The sequence below is a fragment of the Micromonospora sp. HK10 genome, from assembly GCF_000982955.1.
GTDB lineage: Bacteria > Actinomycetota > Actinomycetes > Mycobacteriales > Micromonosporaceae > Micromonospora.
This window is the reverse complement of the sequence record NZ_KQ058845.1, coordinates 1-17,727: the sequence shown is the minus strand read 5'-3', so window position 1 is coordinate 17,727 and position 17,727 is coordinate 1. Positions and strand designations below refer to the sequence as shown.

The following is a 17,727-nucleotide window of genomic DNA, read 5'->3' as shown; positions in this document are numbered from 1 at the left end:
CGGCGCTGCCGTGGAGGCTGCACGGCTCCAAAACCCGGTCATCATCGTGGCTGACCTGGTCATGCACCGAGGTAGGAGAAGGTTCCCCAGTCGGATCCGTGGCCGAAGGGCTTATCGTCCCGGTCGGCGGCGAGCACGTGCTCACGGAGGCTGTCAGCCAAGGTCCGGGGCAACCACCCTGCGTCGGGGCCGTTGTCGTCGCACAGCCGGCCAAGGTCGTCGTTGCTGGCCTGCGCGAGCCAAAGCTGCGCGGCTCGCAGGGCGGTGGCCGGGTGTGCATGCTGTCGGATCTCGTGGTACAAGCGGGCAACGAGCAGCGCTGCGGGGCTGTCATGCACTTCCCAGGTACTCGTGATAGCTCCGCGTGCGCCTGCGTGGACGAGTCCATAGGCGATCCCGAGTAGTTCATCGGGGGCGTCAGGGGCCGGTGCGCCCGCCTGGCAGGCGGAGGCGATGACGAGTTGGAGGCCGTCCAGTTCGGGCCCGTCGAGCAGCTGGTCTACGGTGACCGTCTCGTCCGTAGAGACCTCGAATCGCGAGCCCGTGGGATCGACCAGGTCGGTTCGGGCGTGACAGGCGAAGTGGGCCAAGTCCGCGTGTGGAAGTCGCCCACGTAGCCATGGGGCGATCGACCAGCCACTGGGCGGGGTGGACACGTTCGAGCAGAAAGAAGAAATTGCCTCGATTTCCGACGCGGTGAGTGGCAAGTCGCCGTTCTGGGATGCGACCGCAATAACTCGCGTGACCTTGGAGGTGTCCGGCTCGGGTGTACGCGCGGCAACGGCTCCCGAAGGCCAGTATCTGACCGGCCACCGTTCTAGCCAAGTTCGTCCGTCGCTGGCAGCGAGAGCGTGCAGCGGCGCTCCGGCCAGTGGTCCGCACGCCACGACACAGAGCTCGTTGGTTTCGTCGGGGATGAGGGCGGTGACTGTGTCGACGAGACCGCGCAGGGATGCCTCGACTTGATCGAAGGCGAGGATGCGCTCGATGCGCGCGCGAGCGTTCAGCAACGGCGTCACTACTGTTCGCACGGCAGTCGAGGACAGCGAACTGTAAGCCGCCACCCGTGGCCGCGCCTGAGGATGGACGATGGCGATCGTGCCGAATGTGCACGACGCCAAGTACACGATCGCTCGCCCGGGGCAGTGCGGCGGCTCGACATGGGATGTGATTTTGAAACGATGCCGAAGCAACGTCGCGCGACTGTCTTCGAGCGCGCGGACTGCGTCGTCGAGCTGTTTCAATCGTACGTATGCCAGGGCCTCGCGAGCGGCGAGGTCTCCAGAAGCGATGACTTCCCCGAGTCGGGTGTGCCGTCCGGCTGTCTGGGCGACCAGTTCGGCTCGAGCGTGTCGTGCCTTCGCGTACGCCTCAGCGGCCTCTACCCATTGGCCCTGCCCGATGGCGAGCGTCCCCAAGTTAGTCATAGCGGTGGCGATGTGGTCGAGAGAGCATCCCTCCGCTTCATGAGCTACCTGGCGGTAAAGATCGGCCGCGATGGCGGCGTCCTTTACCGCCGTGCCCGTCGGAGCCCCGTAGACCGCGGCAAGGTTCAGTAGCGCAGTCAGTCGAGTGCGCTGTCCTGCCGGGAAGAGTCTTCGACATCGGTCCGCCGCCGATGTCAGGAGGGCCTCCGCCTCCTCCAGGAAGCCAGGCCGGTGGTAGCCGGCACGACAGGCTTCGACGTGCAGGTCGACGAGGACACTGCCCGCGTTCAGGAGCGTGGTGATCGCGATCTCGTTGTCATCGTCAAGAATCGCGATCGCATCCACGGCGGCACGGACGGCGCTGAGCAGTCGCTGGGACTGCGCCGGCTCCTGCGTGGCCTGGTACAGCGAGTAGGCCAGGTTCAGCCTGTTGGCCAGCAGCTGCACCTCTTCCGTGGAGCGCAGTACCCCATTCTCCTGGGCAAGCCGCTCTGCCCGGGTGAGCAAATCCCACCCGCGCTCGAGATTGCGCAGGCGGGGACCAACGAGTCGTTGGCGCAGCACGGCAGCCTGGTTGACCAGCGAGAGTATCTGCGTACGCGCATCGGCGGGTTGGACAAGCCGGGTGACGTGCTCCACGGTCTCGAACAGCGCGAGGGTCAGCTCCAGTCGCTCGCCCCGGCTCAGGTCGGTGCGCAGGTCCAGCGCGGCGGCGAGGTTGTTCAACACGTCCACCACGTGGCCAGTGCGCCGGATCGCCTGGGACTGTGCGAGCCCCTCGTAGGAAGCACACACCGCAGCGATCTCTTCGGTTGTCGCGCCGGGCCGCTCCTGGCGCAGAAGCAGCATGTTCAGGGCGTTCGTAACGCTGGCCTCGTGCTCCTCACCGAACACCTGCTGGCACACGTCGATTGCTTCACCGCCCAGCGCCACAAGTTCCCGCCACTGGCCGGATGAGCGCTGCGGCGCCGCCATCTGGGTCGCCAGGAGGGTGGTCAACGCCGCACCCAGTAACCGGCTCGGGCCTGCCGGCCGAAGGGCCTCGACCGCCTCGCGGATGACCACGACGCGCTCGGGATGGTCGACAGGCAGGGCAACGGCCGCGTCGACCGCGCGGCGCGCCGCATCGGTCAGCGCTCCTCCGGTCCCGTCCGGCTCGCCGTTGACTGCCATCTGCCGCAGTCGAGACAGCCGCTGGGCAACCACCTGCCGCTGGTCGTCGCTCTCCTGCACCGTCAGCAGCCGTCGGCCGGCGAGCTCGACAGTCGAGCGCCAGCGGAGGTCGGCGAGCGCCGGCTCGCTGTCAAATACGCTCCGCGCCTGCGCCGGTGCGCCTGCGGACATGAACCGTGTAAGTGCCGCCACGACGTCCGGCAGCTCTAGCGACGCGCGCGTGGCTTCGATCCACGCCTGGCGCTCCTGGTCGGTTTCGGGAAGGTGTGGTACCGGCTCGAGACCGGTTAGTACCGGCCCGAGCGGCACGTCGCATAGCGCACTCCACCAGGTGGCCCGGATGCACACCACGCGTGCCGAACCCACGTACGGCTTCAGCACCGACATGGTCTCGCGGATCCACTCCCGATCCTGGTCGCCGGTGGTGGTCATCGGCAGCCCGATCAGGAGCTCAATGGCGTCAAGATCGCGGTGCTGAATCAGCGGGACCGGCAGGCTGATGCTCGCGCCGCAGTCCGGGCAGGTCAGCCCGGTCGCGTGCTCACGCTGGATCCGAAGGCCTTCCTGATCCCACCAGTCGGCCGACGCCAGCACGTCGAGGTCCTGCGTGGCCTGACACTGGCTGCAGGTGACCGCGGCCCTTGCGACGACCCGCGGCAGGCTCAGCGGCCACGGGCCGCCTTCGAGTCGGACGCGCCGGGTGTCGGACTGTCCGCTCATCTACGACCGATGGCCGGCCGAGTCAATCATCGATCGCACGAGTGCTTCGAAACTCGCGCGCTCCGCGTTCAGATCGTCAACTCCGATCGTCACCCGCTGCAGCAGCGCAGGTCCCTGGTCGGTCGGGATCATGATCGTCACGGTCTGCTCGGCCGTCGTCAACTCGGGTCTCTTTCCCTGGCGCCACCGCACAATGCGGCCTATAGCCACCTGCACCGCGAACCAGATCCCCGACCCGGCCGCACCGACACCCAGTTGCTGGACGACCACCAAGATGTCAGGCAGAACCTCGGCAGCCCCGCGCGACGGGCCAGCGAAACTGGCGCGAAGCTCGATGTTGGACAGGTCTAGTTCCGCAAGGGCCTCTGCAAACAGTTCCTTCGCCTCGGCGGCGTCGTCGATAACCAAGGTCACCGCTGGGCGCCCGGCGGTAGGTGAGATGACTCGGGTGCCAGACTTCCACGCCTCGCTCACTCGAGCACTCTACCGGTAGTACAGAAAGTACAGTGACCCCAGCAAGGACCTGCCGGCAGCCGGCTGTCCGGTCTCGGGAGCTGCGCACACATCGGTAACAGGACCTGCGTGGCACCTGTCCAGGAGCTGACCGCCTCGCCCGATACGTAGACCGTGTTGCTCAGGTCATCCGCCGCTCGGCGACCCGATGCGCCAGGATTCGGTCGGCCCAGTAAAGCCGCTGCCCGACATGGGTGTCGTACCGCGCGCGAGCGCCCATCTGCCGCAGAGCGTCTACACCCTGCGGGTCGTCGCGGAGAGCGAGACCGACAGCAGCCTCAACTCTCGCGTCCTGATACTCGTCGGTCAGGCGAGCGACCATGAGGTCGCGGACTTCCTGGGTGTCGATGCCGGACTCGGCCAGGGTGAGCAAAGCGTTGGCCCGGGTGCGGTCGTCGACGTCCGACGCCAGCTCGATCAGGGTCCCCACTACGTCCGGCGGGGTGGCGAACGGGATCAGAGGCGGGTCGGGACGGGGTGCCGTCTGCGGGAGTTCGCCGATCGCTGCGGAGAGTTCGCCGGCTACCCGGCGGCGGATCTCCGGGTTGGGGTGACGGGCGTGGGGCAGTAGGTCGGTGAGGTCGCCACGGCCGGTGTACGAGGCGAACGCGCCGATCACGTTGTCCAAGGCGATCGGATCCTCCTCGGCGCGCAACCGTGGCCTGAGCACCTCCAGAGCCTGCGTCTTGAAGGGCCGCTCGTCGAAGCTCAACCGGTGCAACACGTCGGTCACGAATCGTCTCGTGTCGACGGAAGGGTGCGCCACGAGATTCGCGGCCCAGCGGAACGTCTCCTCCGGGTCCCGTTGGTTCGCGAGCACGGTCTGAGATTCGGCCCAGTCGCACGAGAGCGGGTCCGCGTAGAACCGGGCACGAGCCAACAGCTCATCAGGGCAGGCAGGTACACCGAGTCGCCCTTCGAGATAGGTGACTATCGCCCGATGCGATGTCTGCACCTCGGCATGCCGCCCGTCGGCGGCCGTGACCCGGATCCGGGTTGTGTGCAGTCCCCAGTCGGTGACCGGAATCCGCTCACACTCCACGACGACGGACTCTTCTTGGACCACACCCAGCCGGCGGCGCAACTCCAGCACCGGGTCGACGTCCAGCCACGGCCGCGCGATCTGCAGAGCCTTGCGTGCCGCGTCCTCCGGCAGCTGCTTCCGCCACGGCACCAAGTTGCTGCTCAGCAGCTCTTGCAAGATCCTGCTCGCGCCGTGATCAGCCGCCCAGGAGACCGGGTCGGCGCCATCCGTCCAAGCCCGGTTCGGGTCCACACCCGCATCAAGCAAGCTTTCGACGACGTCGGTGTAGCCAGCAACCATCGCCGCACGCAGCAATGAGCTGCCTTCGTCACCCGCCAGCACATCCGTCGGCACCGCTCGCAACAGCGCATCGGCGGACTTCACATCACCGGCTTGCACCAACCGCAGTAGCTGAGCATCCACTCGGCCATTTTGCCCGGGCGAAGGTAGCCACCGGCGCCCATCCTTCGCGGCACGAACCAACCTTCACTGGAACAACGCGCACCCCCTAGAGCTGCGAGCCCGGCTGGACGCTCGAAACTTGACCCGCGGTCAAGGAGCACTGCCGGACGACGCACTTGACCGGCGTGGTCCCCAGAAAGCCGAAAAGGCCGGTCCGATGTTTCGGACCAGCCTTCTGACCTGCTGTTTGACCTTGTCGGGACGGCCGGATTCGAACCGACGACCCCTTGACCCCCAGTCAAGTGCGCTACCAAACTGCGCCACGTCCCGATGCCTCCGCGCGGTCTCCCCCGCGGCAGCCGGTACAGCTTAGCGCAGGATCTTCGCACCGCACGCACTGGCCCTCCCGCCTCTCGGGTGCCGCGCCGCACTCCCCCTAAGGCATCCTAGGAAACTGGTGTGGCGGGGTGGGTTGAGGCGGGAAGGTGGGTGGGTGCCGGGTGGGCCGGTAATGGACGGCGGCACCCGGCAGGGCGGAGTGCGGGACGGTCAGCCGTGGGCTTTGCCGCGACCACCCGGGCCGAGCTTCTTGCGAGGGCGTACCGAAATGTCGATCGGGGTGCCCTCGAAGCCGAACTCCTCGCGGAGCTTGCGCTCGACGAAGCGCTGGTAGCCGGCGTCCAGCGGGCCGGTGGTGAAGAGCACGAACCGCGGCGGGGAGACCCCGGCCTGGGTGGCGAAGAGGACCCGGGGGGCGCGGCCGCCGCGCACCGGGTGCGGGGTGGCCTGGACCAGGGCGGTGAGCCACTGGTTGAGCTGCGCGGTGGGGATGCGGGTCTCCCAGCTCGCCAGCGCCTTACGCAGCGCCGGGGCGAGCTTGTCGACGGCCCGGCCGGTCTTCGCGGACAGGTTCAGCCGGATCGCCCAGGGGATGCGGCGCAGCTCCCGGTCGATCTCCTTGTCCAGGTAGTAGCGGCGGTCGCCGTCAACCAGGTCCCACTTGTTGAACGCGATGACCAGCGCTCGGCCGGCCTCCACGACCATGGTGAGGATGCGCTGGTCCTGCTCGCTGATCACCTCGCTGGCGTCGAGCAGCACCACGGCCACCTCGGCCGCCTCGATCGCCGAGGCGGTGCGCAGGCTCGCGTAGTACTCGGTGCCGCTGGCCTTGCCGACCCGCTTGCGCAGGCCGGCCGTGTCGACGAGTTGCCAGGTCTCCCCGCCGATCTCAACCAGGCTGTCCACCGGGTCGACGGTGGTGCCGGCGACCGAGTCGACCACCGCCCGTTCCTCGCCCGAGAAGCGGTTGAGCAGGCTGGACTTCCCGACGTTGGGCCGGCCGACCAGGGCCACCCGGCGCGGCCCGCGCGGGCGGTTCTCCACGATCTTCGGCGCCTCCGGCAGCGCGCTCATGATGGCGTCGAGCAGGTCGCCGGAGCCCCGGCCGTGCAGCGCCGAGATCGGGTACGGCTCGCCGAGCCCGAGCGACCAGAGCGCGGTGGCCTCCATCTCGATGGTGCTGTTGTCGGCCTTGTTCGCCACCAGGATCACCGGCTTGGCGCTGCGCCGCAGCATCTTCACGGCGGCCTCGTCCACATCGGTCGAGCCGACCATGGCGTCGACCACGAAGACCACCACGTCGGCGGTGGCCACCGCCGTCTCGGCCTGAGCGGCGATGGCCGCCGCCCGGTCCTTGGCGTCCGGCTCCCAGCCGCCGGTGTCCACCACGGTGAACGCCCGGCCGTTCCAGTACGCGTCGTACGGCACCCGGTCCCGGGTCACTCCGGGAATGTCCTCGACGACCGCCTGGCGGCGGCCGATGATCCGGTTGACCAGCGTCGACTTGCCCACGTTGGGGCGGCCGACCACGGCCACCACCGGCTGCGGTCCGGTCGGCTCGTCGGGGTCGACCTCCGGCTCGCGCAGCTCGACCCAGCCACCGATCTCCTCGCTCATGCCGTGCCGCCCTTCGTTCGCGACTGCGGGGCTCGCAGAACCGGCTCGCTCCTCGCGCTCACGCCACACCCCGCTCGCTGAGCAGCGCGTGCAACCGGGCCACGACCTCGTCGATGCCCAGCTCGGTGGTGTCCAGCTCGACCGCGTCGGGGGCCTGCTGCAGCGGGTTGACCTTGCGGGTCGAGTCGAGCCGGTCCCGGCGGGCCAGGTCGGCGGCGGTCGCCGCCACGTCGGCCGCGTCCTCGACGCTGCGCCGCTGGGCGCGGGCCGCCTCGGAGGCGGTCAGGTAGACCTTCAGGTCGGCGTCGGGCGCGACCACCGAGCCGATGTCGCGCCCCTCGACCACGATCCGGCCGGCGTGCTCGATCACCTGCCGTTGCCGGGCGACCAGCAGCTCCCGCACCGCGGGCACGGCGGCCACGGCGGAGACCGCGCCGGTCACCTCGGGACCGCGGATCTCCTTGGCCACGTCGACGCCGTCGACGGTCACGCCGTACCCCTGGGGGTCGGTGCCGATGCGCAGGTCGACCTCGCCGGCGACCTTGGCCACCGCGGCGGCGTCGGCCTGGTCGACGCCGGAGCGCAGCACCGCCCAGGTCAACGCCCGGTACATGGCGCCGGTGTCGAGGTAGCGGGCCCCGAGGCCGACGGCAAGCCGCCGCGAGACGGTGGACTTACCGGAACCGGATGGTCCGTCCACCGCGACCACGCACCGCCCGGTCCGTTCGTTCTGCCCCACCGTGTGCCTCCTCAGCCCGTACCTCGCGGGTCGCCGGTTTCTCCGGCACCGTTGAGCGGTTGTGTCTGTCGTCAATCATCCCGCGCCGCGCGGGCCGCCCGCGCGCGATGCCGCCGGCGGCGACCTGCGCCACCGGCCGGCCCGCGGGCCGCGTCGAAGCCTACCGGCAGCCGTACCCCGAACCCGGGGGTCAGTCACCCACGGCCTTGAACAGGGCGGCGACCTCCGCGTTGGTCAGTCGGCGCAGCCGCCCGGTGCGCAGGTCGCCGAGCTTGATCGGACCGATCGAGGTACGGACCAGCCGCGACACCGGGTGTCCCACCTCGGCCATCAGGCGCCGGACGATGTGCTTGCGCCCCTCGTGCAGGGTCAGCTCCACCTGGGCGGTTTTGCCCAGGGTGCCCACCACCTTGAAGGAGTCGACCTGCACCGGCCCGTCCTCCAGCTCGACGCCGGCCGTCAGCCGCTTGCCGAGGCTGCGCGGGATCGGCCCGGCCACCTCGGCGAGGTAGGTCTTGAGCACCTCGTACGACGGGTGCATGAGCTTGTGCGCGAGGGTGCCGTCGTTGGTGAGCAGGAGCAGGCCCTCGCTGTCCGCGTCGAGCCGCCCGACGTGGTAGACCCGCTGCTCCAGCCGCGCGCCGATGAAGTCGGCGAGCTCGGTGCGGCCCTTCTCGTCGGCCATGGTGGTGACCACCCCGCGCGGCTTGTTCATCGCCACGTAGACCAGGCGGACGTCGGCCTGGAGCCGCTCGCCGTCGACGTAGATGACGTCGCGCGCCGGGTCCGCCTTGTCGCCGAGCTGGGCGACCCGGCCGTTGACGGTGACCCGGCGCCGGAAGATCAGGTCCTCGCAGGCGCGCCGCGAACCCACCCCCGCGGCGGCGAGCACCTTCTGCAGGCGCTCGGCGCCCTCGTACACGGGGGCGTCGGGTTTCGGGGCACGGTCATCGCGTCGCATCGGCAAGCTCTTCTACGTCGTCGGGCAGGAAGGGGGCAAGGGGCGGCAGGTCGTCCACCGAGTTGAGCCCCAGCTTCTCCAGGAACATCGTGGTGGTGCGGTAGAGGAAGGCACCGCTGTCCGCTTCGGTGCCGCACTCTTCGACCAACCCCCGGGAGACCAGGGTACGGATCACCCCGTCGCAGTTGACGCCCCGGATCGCGGAGATCCGCGACCGGGTCACCGGCTGCTTGTAGGCGATCACGGCGAGGGTCTCCAGGGCGGCCTGGGTCAACCGGACGGACTGCCCGTCCAACACGAACCGCTCGACGTACCCGGCGTATTCCGGGCGGGTGTAGAGACGCCAGCCACCCGCGGCCCGGCGCAGCTCGAAGCCGTGCCCGGCCGCGGTGTAGCCGGCGGCGATCTCGTCGAGCATCGGGCCGATCCGCTCCGGGGACTGCTCCAGCACCTGGGCCAGGGTCAGCTCGCTGACCGGCTGGTCCACCACCAGCAGGATCGCCTCCAGGGCGCCGCGCAGCTCCGCGTCGTCCAGCTCGGGCGCGACCTCCGGCGCCGGCGCCGCCCGCCGCCTCCCCCGCCGATCGGGTACGCCCGCCGCGTCACCCCGACCCGCCGCCTGATCGAGTTGCCCGTCACCGCCCGGCTCGCCGCTGCCGGCCGGCTGACCGGCGCCGCTCGACTCCCCGCTGCCGGCCGACTGACCGGCGCCGCTCGACTCCCCGCTGCCGGCCGACTGACCGGCGCCGCTCGACTCCCCGCTGCCGGCTGACTGACCGGTGCTGCTCGGTTGCGCCGCGCCGGCCACCACCTCGGCCTCGCTGGACGACTCCCGCGCGTCGCTCGACGCCCTCGCCGACTCATCCGCCGCGCCGCTTCCCGGCGTGTCCGAACGCTCCCCGGAGACCTCGGTATCCCCCGCCCTCACCAGCGGCACACCCGCACCAAAATCCGCCGGAACCTCGTCGTCCGCGGAGATCTTGGAAGATTCCGGCCCCTCCAGGGGCCACTCCTTTCCAAGATCTCCGGAGAACTCGGGTTCCACGCCGACGGCGTGCGGGGGATTCACGTCGGTGGCAGGGTCCGGCGCTGCATCGGTGGCCGGGTCCGGCGCCGCCTTGGGCGCGGGTGCCGGTACCGGGTCGGCGCCAGGGTCAGGCGCTGCCGTTTCGGCAGCGGCAAGGTCCGGCGCGGCCCCGTCAGCAGCGGCAAGGTCGGGCGCTGCCTCGGGGGTGGGTTCGGGGTCGGGGCGGGGCCTGGGCGGGGTCGGGCGCTCCCACGGGGGGATCCACGCCGCCGCCTGGTCGGCCAGCGAGTCGCGGCGCTCCTCGTCGCTCATCGGGGTCACTCCTGCGTCGGTGCGGGCTCATCCGCCGAGGCGGGCACTGCATCATCTGCCGCAGCACGCACGGCATCACCCGCCGGGTCGGGCGGGGCATCACCCGCCGAGGCGGGCGGGAGATCGGGGGGCGCGGCGTCGGCCGGTTCCGGGGCGCCGGCGTACTCGTCGATGGTCAGCTCGGTGCCGGCGTCGGCGTCGCCGGTCCAGCGGACGGTGAGCTCCGCCAACGCCTGCTCCTGGACGAAGGCGACCAGCCCTTGCCGGTAGAGCTCCAGCAGGGCGAGGAACCGGGCCACCACCTCCAGGGTCATCTCGCAGTCGGCGCAGAGCAGCGAGAAGCTGGCCGTGCCGGCCCGGCGCAGGCGCTCGGAGATGATCGCGGCGTGTTCCCGGACGCTGACCCGGACCATGTGCACGTGCGCGATGGAGACCTCGGGCACCGGTTTCGGGGTCATCGCCTTGAGCGCCAGCTTGAGCAGCCGCTGCGGGCCGATGCCGAGCACCAGATCGGGCAGCGCCTCGGCGTACCGGGGCTCCAGGGTGACCGCCCGCGGATAGCGGCGGCCGCCCACCGACTCCAGCTCGGCCAGGTGCGCGGCCGCCTCCTTGTACGCCTTGTACTGCAGCAGCCGCGCGAAGAGCAGGTCCCGCGCCTCCAGCAGAGCCAGGTCCTCCTCGTCCTCGACCTCGGCGGAGGGCAGCAGCCGGGCCGCCTTGAGGTCGAGCAGGGTGGCCGCGATGAGCAGGAACTCGCTGGTCTCGTCCAGGTCCCACTGGTCGCCCATGGCCCGGATGTAGGCGATGAACTCGTCGGTGACCCGGTGCAGCGCCACCTCGGTGACGTCGAGCTTGTGCTTGCTGATGAGCTGGAGCAGCAGGTCGAACGGGCCGGTGAAGTTGTCCAGCCGGACGGTGAAGCCGCTGGCCTCCTCGACGGTGCCGGCGGGCACCACACCGTCGACCTCGGCGGCCAGCTCGGCGGCGGCCACCGGGTCGTCGGCCCCGTGCGGTGCCGGCGGGTCGAGGGGCGGTGCGGTCACCGGAGAACCGTAGTCCACGGCCGGGACACCCGACGTGCGGCCTACCGGTCCGCCTGGGCGGCGATGACCTCGCGGGCCAGCTGGCGGTAGTTGCGGGCGCCCGAGGAGGCCGGGTCGAGGGTGGTGATCGGGGCGCCGGCCACCGTCGACTCGGGGAACTTGACCGTCTTGGTGATCACGGTCTGGTAGACCTTGTCGCCGAACGCCTCCACCACCCGCTGCAGCACCTGGCGGCAGTGCGTGGTGCGACTGTCGTACATGGTGGCGAGGATGCCCTCAAGCTCCAGGTCGAAGTTGAGCCGTTCGCGCACCTTGTCGATGGTGTCCAGCAGCAGCGCGACGCCGCGCAGGCTGAAGAACTCGCACTCCAGCGGGATGAGCACGCCGTGCGCCACAGTCAGCGCGTTGATCGCCAGCAGGCCCAGCGAGGGCTGGCAGTCGATCAGGATGAAGTCGTACTCCTTGCGGATCGTGCGCAGCACCCGGGCCAGGGCCATCTCCCGGGCGACCTCGTTGACCAGCTGGATCTCGGCGGCGGAGAGGTCGATGTTGGCGGGCAGCAGGTGCAGCCCCGCCACGTCGGTCTTGATCAGCACGTCCTCGGCGGTGACGTCGTCCTGCATGAGCAGGTTGTAGACCGACAGGTCGAGGTTGTGCGGGTTGACGCCCAGGCCGACGGAGAGGGCACCCTGCGGGTCGAAGTCGACCAGCAGCACCTTGCGGCCGTACTCGGCGAGCGCCGCGCCCAGGTTGATGGTGGTCGTGGTCTTGCCGACGCCACCCTTCTGGTTGGCCATCGCGATGATCCGGGCCGGCCCGTGCCGGTCGGTCGGCATCGGCTCCGGGATCGGCTTGCGCATGGTGTAGGCGGCCGGATCGGCCGGGCCGAGGTCGGCGCCGAGCGAGGCCTGCTGCTCACGGAGTTCCGACGTCCAGGTTTCGGCACGGTCCGCGTTGCCAGCCATGTCCTCGTTGCCCCCTCCCGACGACCACCTGGCGTCGGAGCCGTCCGACGTCCCTCGCGGCGCCGCTGCGCACCCCCGGGTCCGTCGCCGCTGAGGTTCGCGCCGATGCCGACTGTACGCCACGCGCCAGCAGCGCGTTCGGTACCGGGTCGGCGTGTCGGACCGGCAGGCCGGCGGCAGCGTCCGAAGAGGTCAGCGCGGGCCCTGTTCGCGACTGCGGGGCTCGCAACCCCGCCTCACTCCTCGCGCTCAGCCGGAACACCGATCCGTTCGCGACTGCGGGGCTCGCAACCCCGGCTCACTCCTCGCGCTCACCCGTGGGCGCGGGGGTGGGCGGTGGCGTACACCTCGCGGAGCCGCTCCACGGTGACCAACGTGTAGACCTGGGTGGTGGTGACCGAGGCGTGGCCGAGCAGTTCCTGCACCACGCGCACGTCGGCGCCGCCGTCGAGCAGGTGGGTGGCGTACGAGTGCCGCAGGGTGTGCGGGGAGACCGCGTCCGGTCCGTCGACCGGCAGGCCGGCCCGGGCCGCCGCGGCGCGCAGGATCGCCCAGGCGCCCTGCCGGGTCAGCGGGCCGCCGCGGGCGTTGACGAAGACCGCGGGGGTGCCCCGGCCGGCGGCGAGCAGCGCCGGGCGGCCCCGGACCAGCCAGGCGCGCACCGCCTCGACGGCGTACCCGCCGATCGGCACCAGCCGGGTCCGGCCGCCCTTGCCGTGCAGCACGACGGTGCCCGCGGCCAGGTCGAGGTCGTCGACGGCGGCGCCGACCGCCTCGGAGATGCGCGCCCCGGTGCCGTACAGGAACTCCAGCAGCGCCCGGTCGCGCAGCGCGCGGGGCGCCGCGTCGCCGGTGGCGGTGACCGGCCCGGCGGTTTCCAGCAGCCGGACCACGGCGTCGACCGGTAGCGCCCGGGGCAGCCGGCGGGCCGGCGTGGGCGGGCGGACGTCGCGGCTGGGGTCGGCGCCGGCCATCCCCTCGCGCAGCGCGAACCGGTGCAGGCCGCGGACGGCACTGGCGGCGCGGGCCGCGGACGAGACGGCCAGCGGCGGGTGGTCGGCGTCGCCGGCGCGCAGCCGGGCCAGGTGGCCCTCGACCTCGGCGGCGCCCACGGCGGCCAGGTCGGTCACCCCGGCGGCGGCCAGGGTGGCCAGGTAGCGGTCCAGGTCGCGGCGGTACGAGGCGAGGGTGTTGGCGGACAGTCCCCGTTCGACGGTGAGGTGGTCCAGGTAGCCGCGGACGGCACGACGCAGGGCCGGCGCGGCTTCCGCGCCGGCCCCGTCCGTCCGCGCCGCGGTCGTCGGGCTGCCCCCGCTCAGCCGATCACCTCGGCCAGCGGCAGCAGGTCCAGGCCGTGCGCCTCGGCGACCGGGCCGTAGACCACCCGGCCGGCGTGGGTGTTCAGGCCGAGCGCGAGCGCCGGGTCGTTGCGCAGCGCCTGCCGCCAGCCGTGGTTGGCCAGTTCGAGGGCGTACGGCAGGGTGACGTTGGTCAGCGCGTACGTGCTGGTGTTCGGCACCGCGCCGGGCATGTTCGCCACGCAGTAGAAGATCGAGTCGTGCACCTTGTAGACCGGGTCGGCGTGCGTGGTGGGGCGCGAATCCTCGAAGCAGCCGCCCTGGTCGATGGCGATGTCGACGAGCACGCTGCCCGGCTTCATCCGGGAGACCAGCTCGTTGGAGATGAGCTTCGGGGCCTTCGCGCCGGGCACCAGCACCGCGCCGATGACCAGGTCCGCGTCGAGCACGGCCCGCTCGATCTCGTACGCGTTGGAGGCCACGGTCTGCAGGTGGCCCCGGTAGATGGCGTCGGCCTGGCGCAGCCGGGCCACGTTCTTGTCCAGCAGCAGCACCTCGGACTGCAGGCCGAGCGCGATCGCGGCGGCGTTCAGGCCGGAGACGCCGGCGCCGATGACCACGGTCTTCGCCGCGTACACGCCGGAGACGCCGCCGGGCAGCACGCCGCGGCCGCCGCCGGTGCGCATCATGTAGAAGGCGCCCACCTGCGGGGCGAGCCGGCCGGCGACCTCGGACATCGGGGCGAGCAGCGGCAGCGAGCGGTCGGGCAGCTCGACGGTCTCGTAGGCGATGCCGGTGACCTTGCGGTCGACCAGCGCGTCGGTGCACTCCTTGGAGGCGGCCAGGTGCAGGTAGGTGAAGAGCACCTGCCCCTCGCGCATCCGGTGGTACTCCTCGGCGATCGGCTCCTTGACCTTGAGCACCAGTTCGGCGGCGTCCCAGACCTCGTCCGCGCTGGCCAGGATCTTCGCCCCGGCGGCGGCGAACTCGTCGTCGGTGATGCTGGAGCCGACGCCCGCGCCGGACTCGACGAAGACCTCGTGGCCGTGGCGGGTGAACTCGTTGACGCCCGCGGGGGTGATCGCCACCCGGTACTCGTGGTTCTTGACCTCGCGGGGGATTCCGACCTTCACGATGCCGACACCTTCCTTCGGGGCTGCCCACCCCCGACTGCGCGGCGCCGCGACGGCCCCTTTGCCGACGCGGTCCACCGGTCCCGCCGGCGGCAGTCTAGGCGCGTGTACGCGGTCCGAAGGCCAGCACTGTGACATCCGGTGCCCGGTCGTCCTGACGATGTGTCAGGAGTGAAACCGGGCTGTGCGGTGGAGACCGCCTCAGCCGTCAGGACACTCTTCGGTAAATATCGTCCCACCGATCGAGCGGCGGTGCGGACAGGAGCGCTGTCGATCACTAAGGTGTCCGCTCATGACCACTCCTCCTTACGCGCAGTACCCGCAGGGCGTCTCCGACAAGAGCAAGGTCGTCGCGGGCATCCTGCAGATCCTCCTGGGCGGTTTCGGTGTCGGCCGGTTCTACATGGGCGACACCAAGACCGGCGTGATCCAGCTCGTGGTGACCATCGTGACCTGCGGCCTCGGCGGCATCTGGGGTCTCATCGACGGCATCCTGATCCTGGTCAACGGTGGCGTCGACGGCCAGGGGCGCCCGCTGCGCGACTGAACGGCGACACACGGAAGGGGCCGCGCGGTGTCCGCGCGGCCCCTTCGTCGTCCTCCCCCGGGCTCAGCGGGGCAGCGGCGCCGCCGGGCGGCGCAGCTCGGCGAAGCCGGTCTTCCGGGCCCGGGCGGCGGCCAGCAGCCCGGCCACGCAGGAGGCGTTGGTGATCTCGCCGGCCAGCACCATCCGGACCGCCTCGTCCAGGTCGATCCGGACGACCTGCAGGTCGGCCTCCTCGTCGCGCCGCTCGTGCCGCTGGTCGGCGGGCACCTCGGCCAGCTCGCGGGCCAGGAAGACCCGGACCACCTCGTTGCTGAAGCCCGGCGAGCTGTGCAGGTCGACCAGCACGTCGACCCGGCCGGCGGTGAGGTCGGCCTCCTCGGCCAGCTCCCGTACCGCCGCGGCGGCCAGGTCCTCGCCGCTGACGTCCATCAGCCCGGCGGGCAGCTCCCACAGGTGCCGGCCGACCGGGTGCCGGTACTGCCGGATCAGCACCACCTGACCGGCGTCGTCCAGCGCCACCACGGCCACCGCACCCACGTGGGCGATCCAGTCGCGCGCCGCGGTGCCGCCGCCGGGCATGGTGACGTCGTCGCTGACCACCGAGAAGATCCGCCCGGACCAGATCTCCCGGTGCTCGGTCACCTCGTAGCGGTGCTCGACCGCGCTCACGCCGCCGCCTCGCTGCGCTCCACGGCGGCGCGAGGCGCCGCGCTACTGAGCCCCATGGTTCGCTCGCTCCACTCGCTCACGCCGCCACCTCGCTGCGCTCCACGGCGGCGCGAGGCGCCGCGCTGCTGAGCCCCATGGTTCGCTCGCTCCACTCGCTCACGCCGACGCCGCCTTCGCCGTGGCGGCGGTGCCGTTGCGGCTCGCCCGCTCCGCCGCCGGGTCGGCCGCCGCGGCGGCGTCCAGGTCGACCGGGAGCTGGTCGGCCTGGGAGTACGCGACCGCGGCCTTGACGAACCCGGCGAACAGCGGATGCGGGCGGGTCGGCCGGCTCTTCAGCTCCGGGTGCGCCTGGGTGGCCACGAAGAACGGGTGCAGCTCCCGGTCCAGCTCGACGAACTCGACCAGCCGGCCGTCCGGGGAGGTGCCGGAGATGCGCAGGCCGGCCTTGGTGAGCTGGTCCCGGTAGGCGTTGTTCACCTCGTACCGGTGCCGGTGCCGCTCGCTGACCTCGGTGCTGCCGTACGCCTCGGCGACCAGCGAGCCCTCGGTCAGCGTCGCCGGGTACGCCCCGAGCCGCATGGTTCCGCCCAGGTCGCCCTTGCCGGCGACGATGTCCTCCTGGTCGGCCATGGTGGCGATGACCGGGTGCTTGGCGTCCTCGTCGAACTCCAGCGAGTTCGCCCCGTCCAGCCCGGCCAGGTGGCGGGCCACCTCGATGGTCATGCACTGCAGGCCGAGGCAGAGGCCGAGCAGCGGGATGCCGTTCTCCCGGGCGTACCGGGCGGTGCCGATCTTGCCCTCGATGCCGCGCACGCCGAAGCCGCCCGGGATGACGATGCCGTCCACGCCGGCCAGGGCGGCCGCCGCGCCGGCCGGGGTGACGCAGTCGTCGCTGGGCACCCAGCGCAGCTGCACCCGGGCCCGGTGACCGAAGCCGGCGGCCCGGATCGCCTCGCTGACCGACAGGTACGCGTCGGGCAGGTCGACGTACTTGCCGACCAGCGCCACGGTCACCGTGTGGCGGGGCTGGTGGACCCGGTCCAGCAGGTCGTCCCAGCGGGCCCAGTCCACGTCCCGGAAGGAGACGCCCAGCCGGCGCACCACGTACGCGTCGAGGCCCTCGCGGTGCAGCACCTTCGGGATGTCGTAGATGCTCGGCGCGTCCGGGGCGGCCGTGACGGCCTCCCGGTCCACGTCGCAGTAGAGGGAGAGCTTCTCCTTGACCTTGTCCGGGATCTCCCGGTCGCAGCGCAGCACCAGGGCGTCCGGCTGGATGCCGATGCTGCGCAGTTGGGCCACCGAGTGCTGGGTCGGCTTGGTCTTCAGCTCGCCGGACGGCGCCAGATAGGGCACCAGCGAGACGTGCAGGTAGAAGCAGTTGTCCCGGCCCAGGTCGTGGCGGACCTGGCGGATCGCCTCCAGGAACGGCAGCGACTCGATGTCGCCGACCGTGCCGCCGACCTCGGTGATCACGATGTCGGGCACCTGGCCGTCGGCGTCCGGCTCGCCCATGCCGAGGATCCGCGACTTGATCTCGTTGGTGATGTGCGGGATGACCTGGACGGTGTCGCCCAGGTACTCGCCGCGCCGCTCCTTGGCGATCACCGCCGAGTAGATCTGCCCGGTGGTGACGTTCGCCTTGCCGGAGAGGTCCCGGTCGAGGAAGCGCTCGTAGTGGCCGACGTCGAGGTCGGTCTCGGCGCCGTCCTCGGTCACGAAGACCTCGCCGTGCTGGAACGGGTTCATCGTCCCCGGGTCGACGTTGAGGTACGGGTCGAGCTTCTGCATCACCACGCGCAGCCCGCGGGCGGTGAGCAG

At 71.2% G+C, this 17,727-nt stretch carries 14 protein-coding genes and 1 tRNA gene; 1 reads left to right on the top strand and 14 read right to left on the bottom strand.

Going from position 1 to position 17,727, the window contains the following annotated elements:
- Window positions 1-59: 59 nt before the first annotated feature.
- From LQ51_RS20165 to ald, 12 genes are all read right to left on the bottom strand, one after another.
- The gene (locus LQ51_RS20165; RefSeq protein WP_046567992.1) at window positions 60-3,320 is read right to left on the bottom strand and encodes a CHAT domain-containing protein; all 3,261 of its coding nucleotides are present in this window, start codon (window positions 3,318-3,320) and stop codon (window positions 60-62) included.
- On the bottom strand, window positions 3,321-3,794 hold the full coding sequence (locus tag LQ51_RS20160; RefSeq protein WP_156313170.1) for a hypothetical protein: 474 nt from the start codon (window positions 3,792-3,794) through the stop codon (window positions 3,321-3,323).
- A 160-nt stretch (window positions 3,795-3,954) separates the two neighbouring features.
- Window positions 3,955-5,280, bottom strand: coding sequence for a HEAT repeat domain-containing protein (locus tag LQ51_RS20155; RefSeq protein ID WP_046567986.1), 1,326 nt, complete (start codon window positions 5,278-5,280; stop codon window positions 3,955-3,957).
- A 235-nt stretch (window positions 5,281-5,515) separates the two neighbouring features.
- Window positions 5,516-5,589: transfer RNA gene (locus LQ51_RS20150), tRNA-Pro, on the bottom strand.
- Between the two features lie 219 nt (window positions 5,590-5,808).
- A complete protein-coding gene (gene der / locus LQ51_RS20145) occupies window positions 5,809-7,215 on the bottom strand; it encodes a ribosome biogenesis GTPase Der (protein ID WP_046567985.1) in 1,407 nt (468 codons plus the stop codon).
- A gap of 58 nt (window positions 7,216-7,273) precedes the next feature.
- A complete protein-coding gene (cmk, locus tag LQ51_RS20140) occupies window positions 7,274-7,954 on the bottom strand; it encodes a (d)CMP kinase (RefSeq protein WP_046567983.1) in 681 nt (226 codons plus the stop codon).
- Window positions 7,955-8,144: 190 nt separating this feature from the next.
- On the bottom strand, window positions 8,145-8,915 hold the full coding sequence (locus tag LQ51_RS20135; protein ID WP_046567978.1) for a pseudouridine synthase: 771 nt from the start codon (window positions 8,913-8,915) through the stop codon (window positions 8,145-8,147).
- A complete protein-coding gene (scpB, locus tag LQ51_RS31410; protein ID WP_231605806.1) occupies window positions 8,902-9,843 on the bottom strand; it encodes an SMC-Scp complex subunit ScpB in 942 nt (313 codons plus the stop codon). The genes LQ51_RS20135 and scpB overlap by 14 nt, the downstream gene beginning before the upstream one ends.
- A gap of 416 nt (window positions 9,844-10,259) precedes the next feature.
- A complete protein-coding gene (locus LQ51_RS20125; RefSeq protein ID WP_369799877.1) occupies window positions 10,260-11,231 on the bottom strand; it encodes a segregation and condensation protein A in 972 nt (323 codons plus the stop codon).
- Between the two features lie 107 nt (window positions 11,232-11,338).
- Window positions 11,339-12,262 carry a ParA family protein gene (locus tag LQ51_RS20120; RefSeq protein WP_046567976.1) on the bottom strand — a complete coding sequence of 308 codons (924 nt, stop codon included), beginning with the start codon at window positions 12,260-12,262 and terminating at the stop codon, window positions 11,339-11,341.
- A gap of 311 nt (window positions 12,263-12,573) precedes the next feature.
- Complete coding sequence (locus tag LQ51_RS20115; RefSeq protein ID WP_046568081.1) at window positions 12,574-13,581, bottom strand: site-specific tyrosine recombinase XerD; 1,008 nt, start codon at window positions 13,579-13,581, stop codon at window positions 12,574-12,576.
- Window positions 13,578-14,693 carry an alanine dehydrogenase gene (ald, locus tag LQ51_RS20110; protein WP_046567974.1) on the bottom strand — a complete coding sequence of 372 codons (1,116 nt, stop codon included), beginning with the start codon at window positions 14,691-14,693 and terminating at the stop codon, window positions 13,578-13,580. Before ald ends, LQ51_RS20115 begins: the two co-directional genes overlap by 4 nt.
- A gap of 292 nt (window positions 14,694-14,985) precedes the next feature.
- On the opposite strand from ald, the gene LQ51_RS20105 reads away from it, so the two are divergent.
- Window positions 14,986-15,240 carry a TM2 domain-containing protein gene (locus LQ51_RS20105; protein WP_082159542.1) on the top strand — a complete coding sequence of 85 codons (255 nt, stop codon included), beginning with the start codon at window positions 14,986-14,988 and terminating at the stop codon, window positions 15,238-15,240.
- A 63-nt stretch (window positions 15,241-15,303) separates the two neighbouring features.
- Here LQ51_RS20105 and LQ51_RS20100 read toward each other — a convergent pair whose 3' ends face one another.
- Window positions 15,304-15,909, bottom strand: a complete 606-nt coding sequence (locus LQ51_RS20100) for an NUDIX domain-containing protein (RefSeq protein ID WP_046567972.1) — start codon at window positions 15,907-15,909, stop codon at window positions 15,304-15,306.
- A gap of 156 nt (window positions 15,910-16,065) precedes the next feature.
- Window positions 16,066-17,727: CTP synthase (locus LQ51_RS20095; RefSeq protein WP_052744989.1), on the bottom strand; the 1,662-nt coding region annotated here is incomplete at its 5' end.

Excerpts from the sequence above, each read along its gene's own strand:
- LQ51_RS20165 (WP_046567992.1), bottom strand. The coding sequence starts at position 3,320 with ATGAGCGGACAGTCCGACACCCGGCGCGTCCGACTCGAAGGCGGCCCG.
- der (WP_046567985.1), bottom strand. The coding sequence starts at position 7,215 with ATGAGCGAGGAGATCGGTGGCTGGGTCGAGCTGCGCGAGCCGGAGGTC.
- LQ51_RS20135 (WP_046567978.1), bottom strand. The coding sequence starts at position 8,915 with ATGCGACGCGATGACCGTGCCCCGAAACCCGACGCCCCCGTGTACGAG.
- LQ51_RS20120 (WP_046567976.1), bottom strand. The coding sequence starts at position 12,262 with ATGGCTGGCAACGCGGACCGTGCCGAAACCTGGACGTCGGAACTCCGT.
- LQ51_RS20105 (WP_082159542.1), top strand. The coding sequence starts at position 14,986 with ATGACCACTCCTCCTTACGCGCAGTACCCGCAGGGCGTCTCCGACAAG.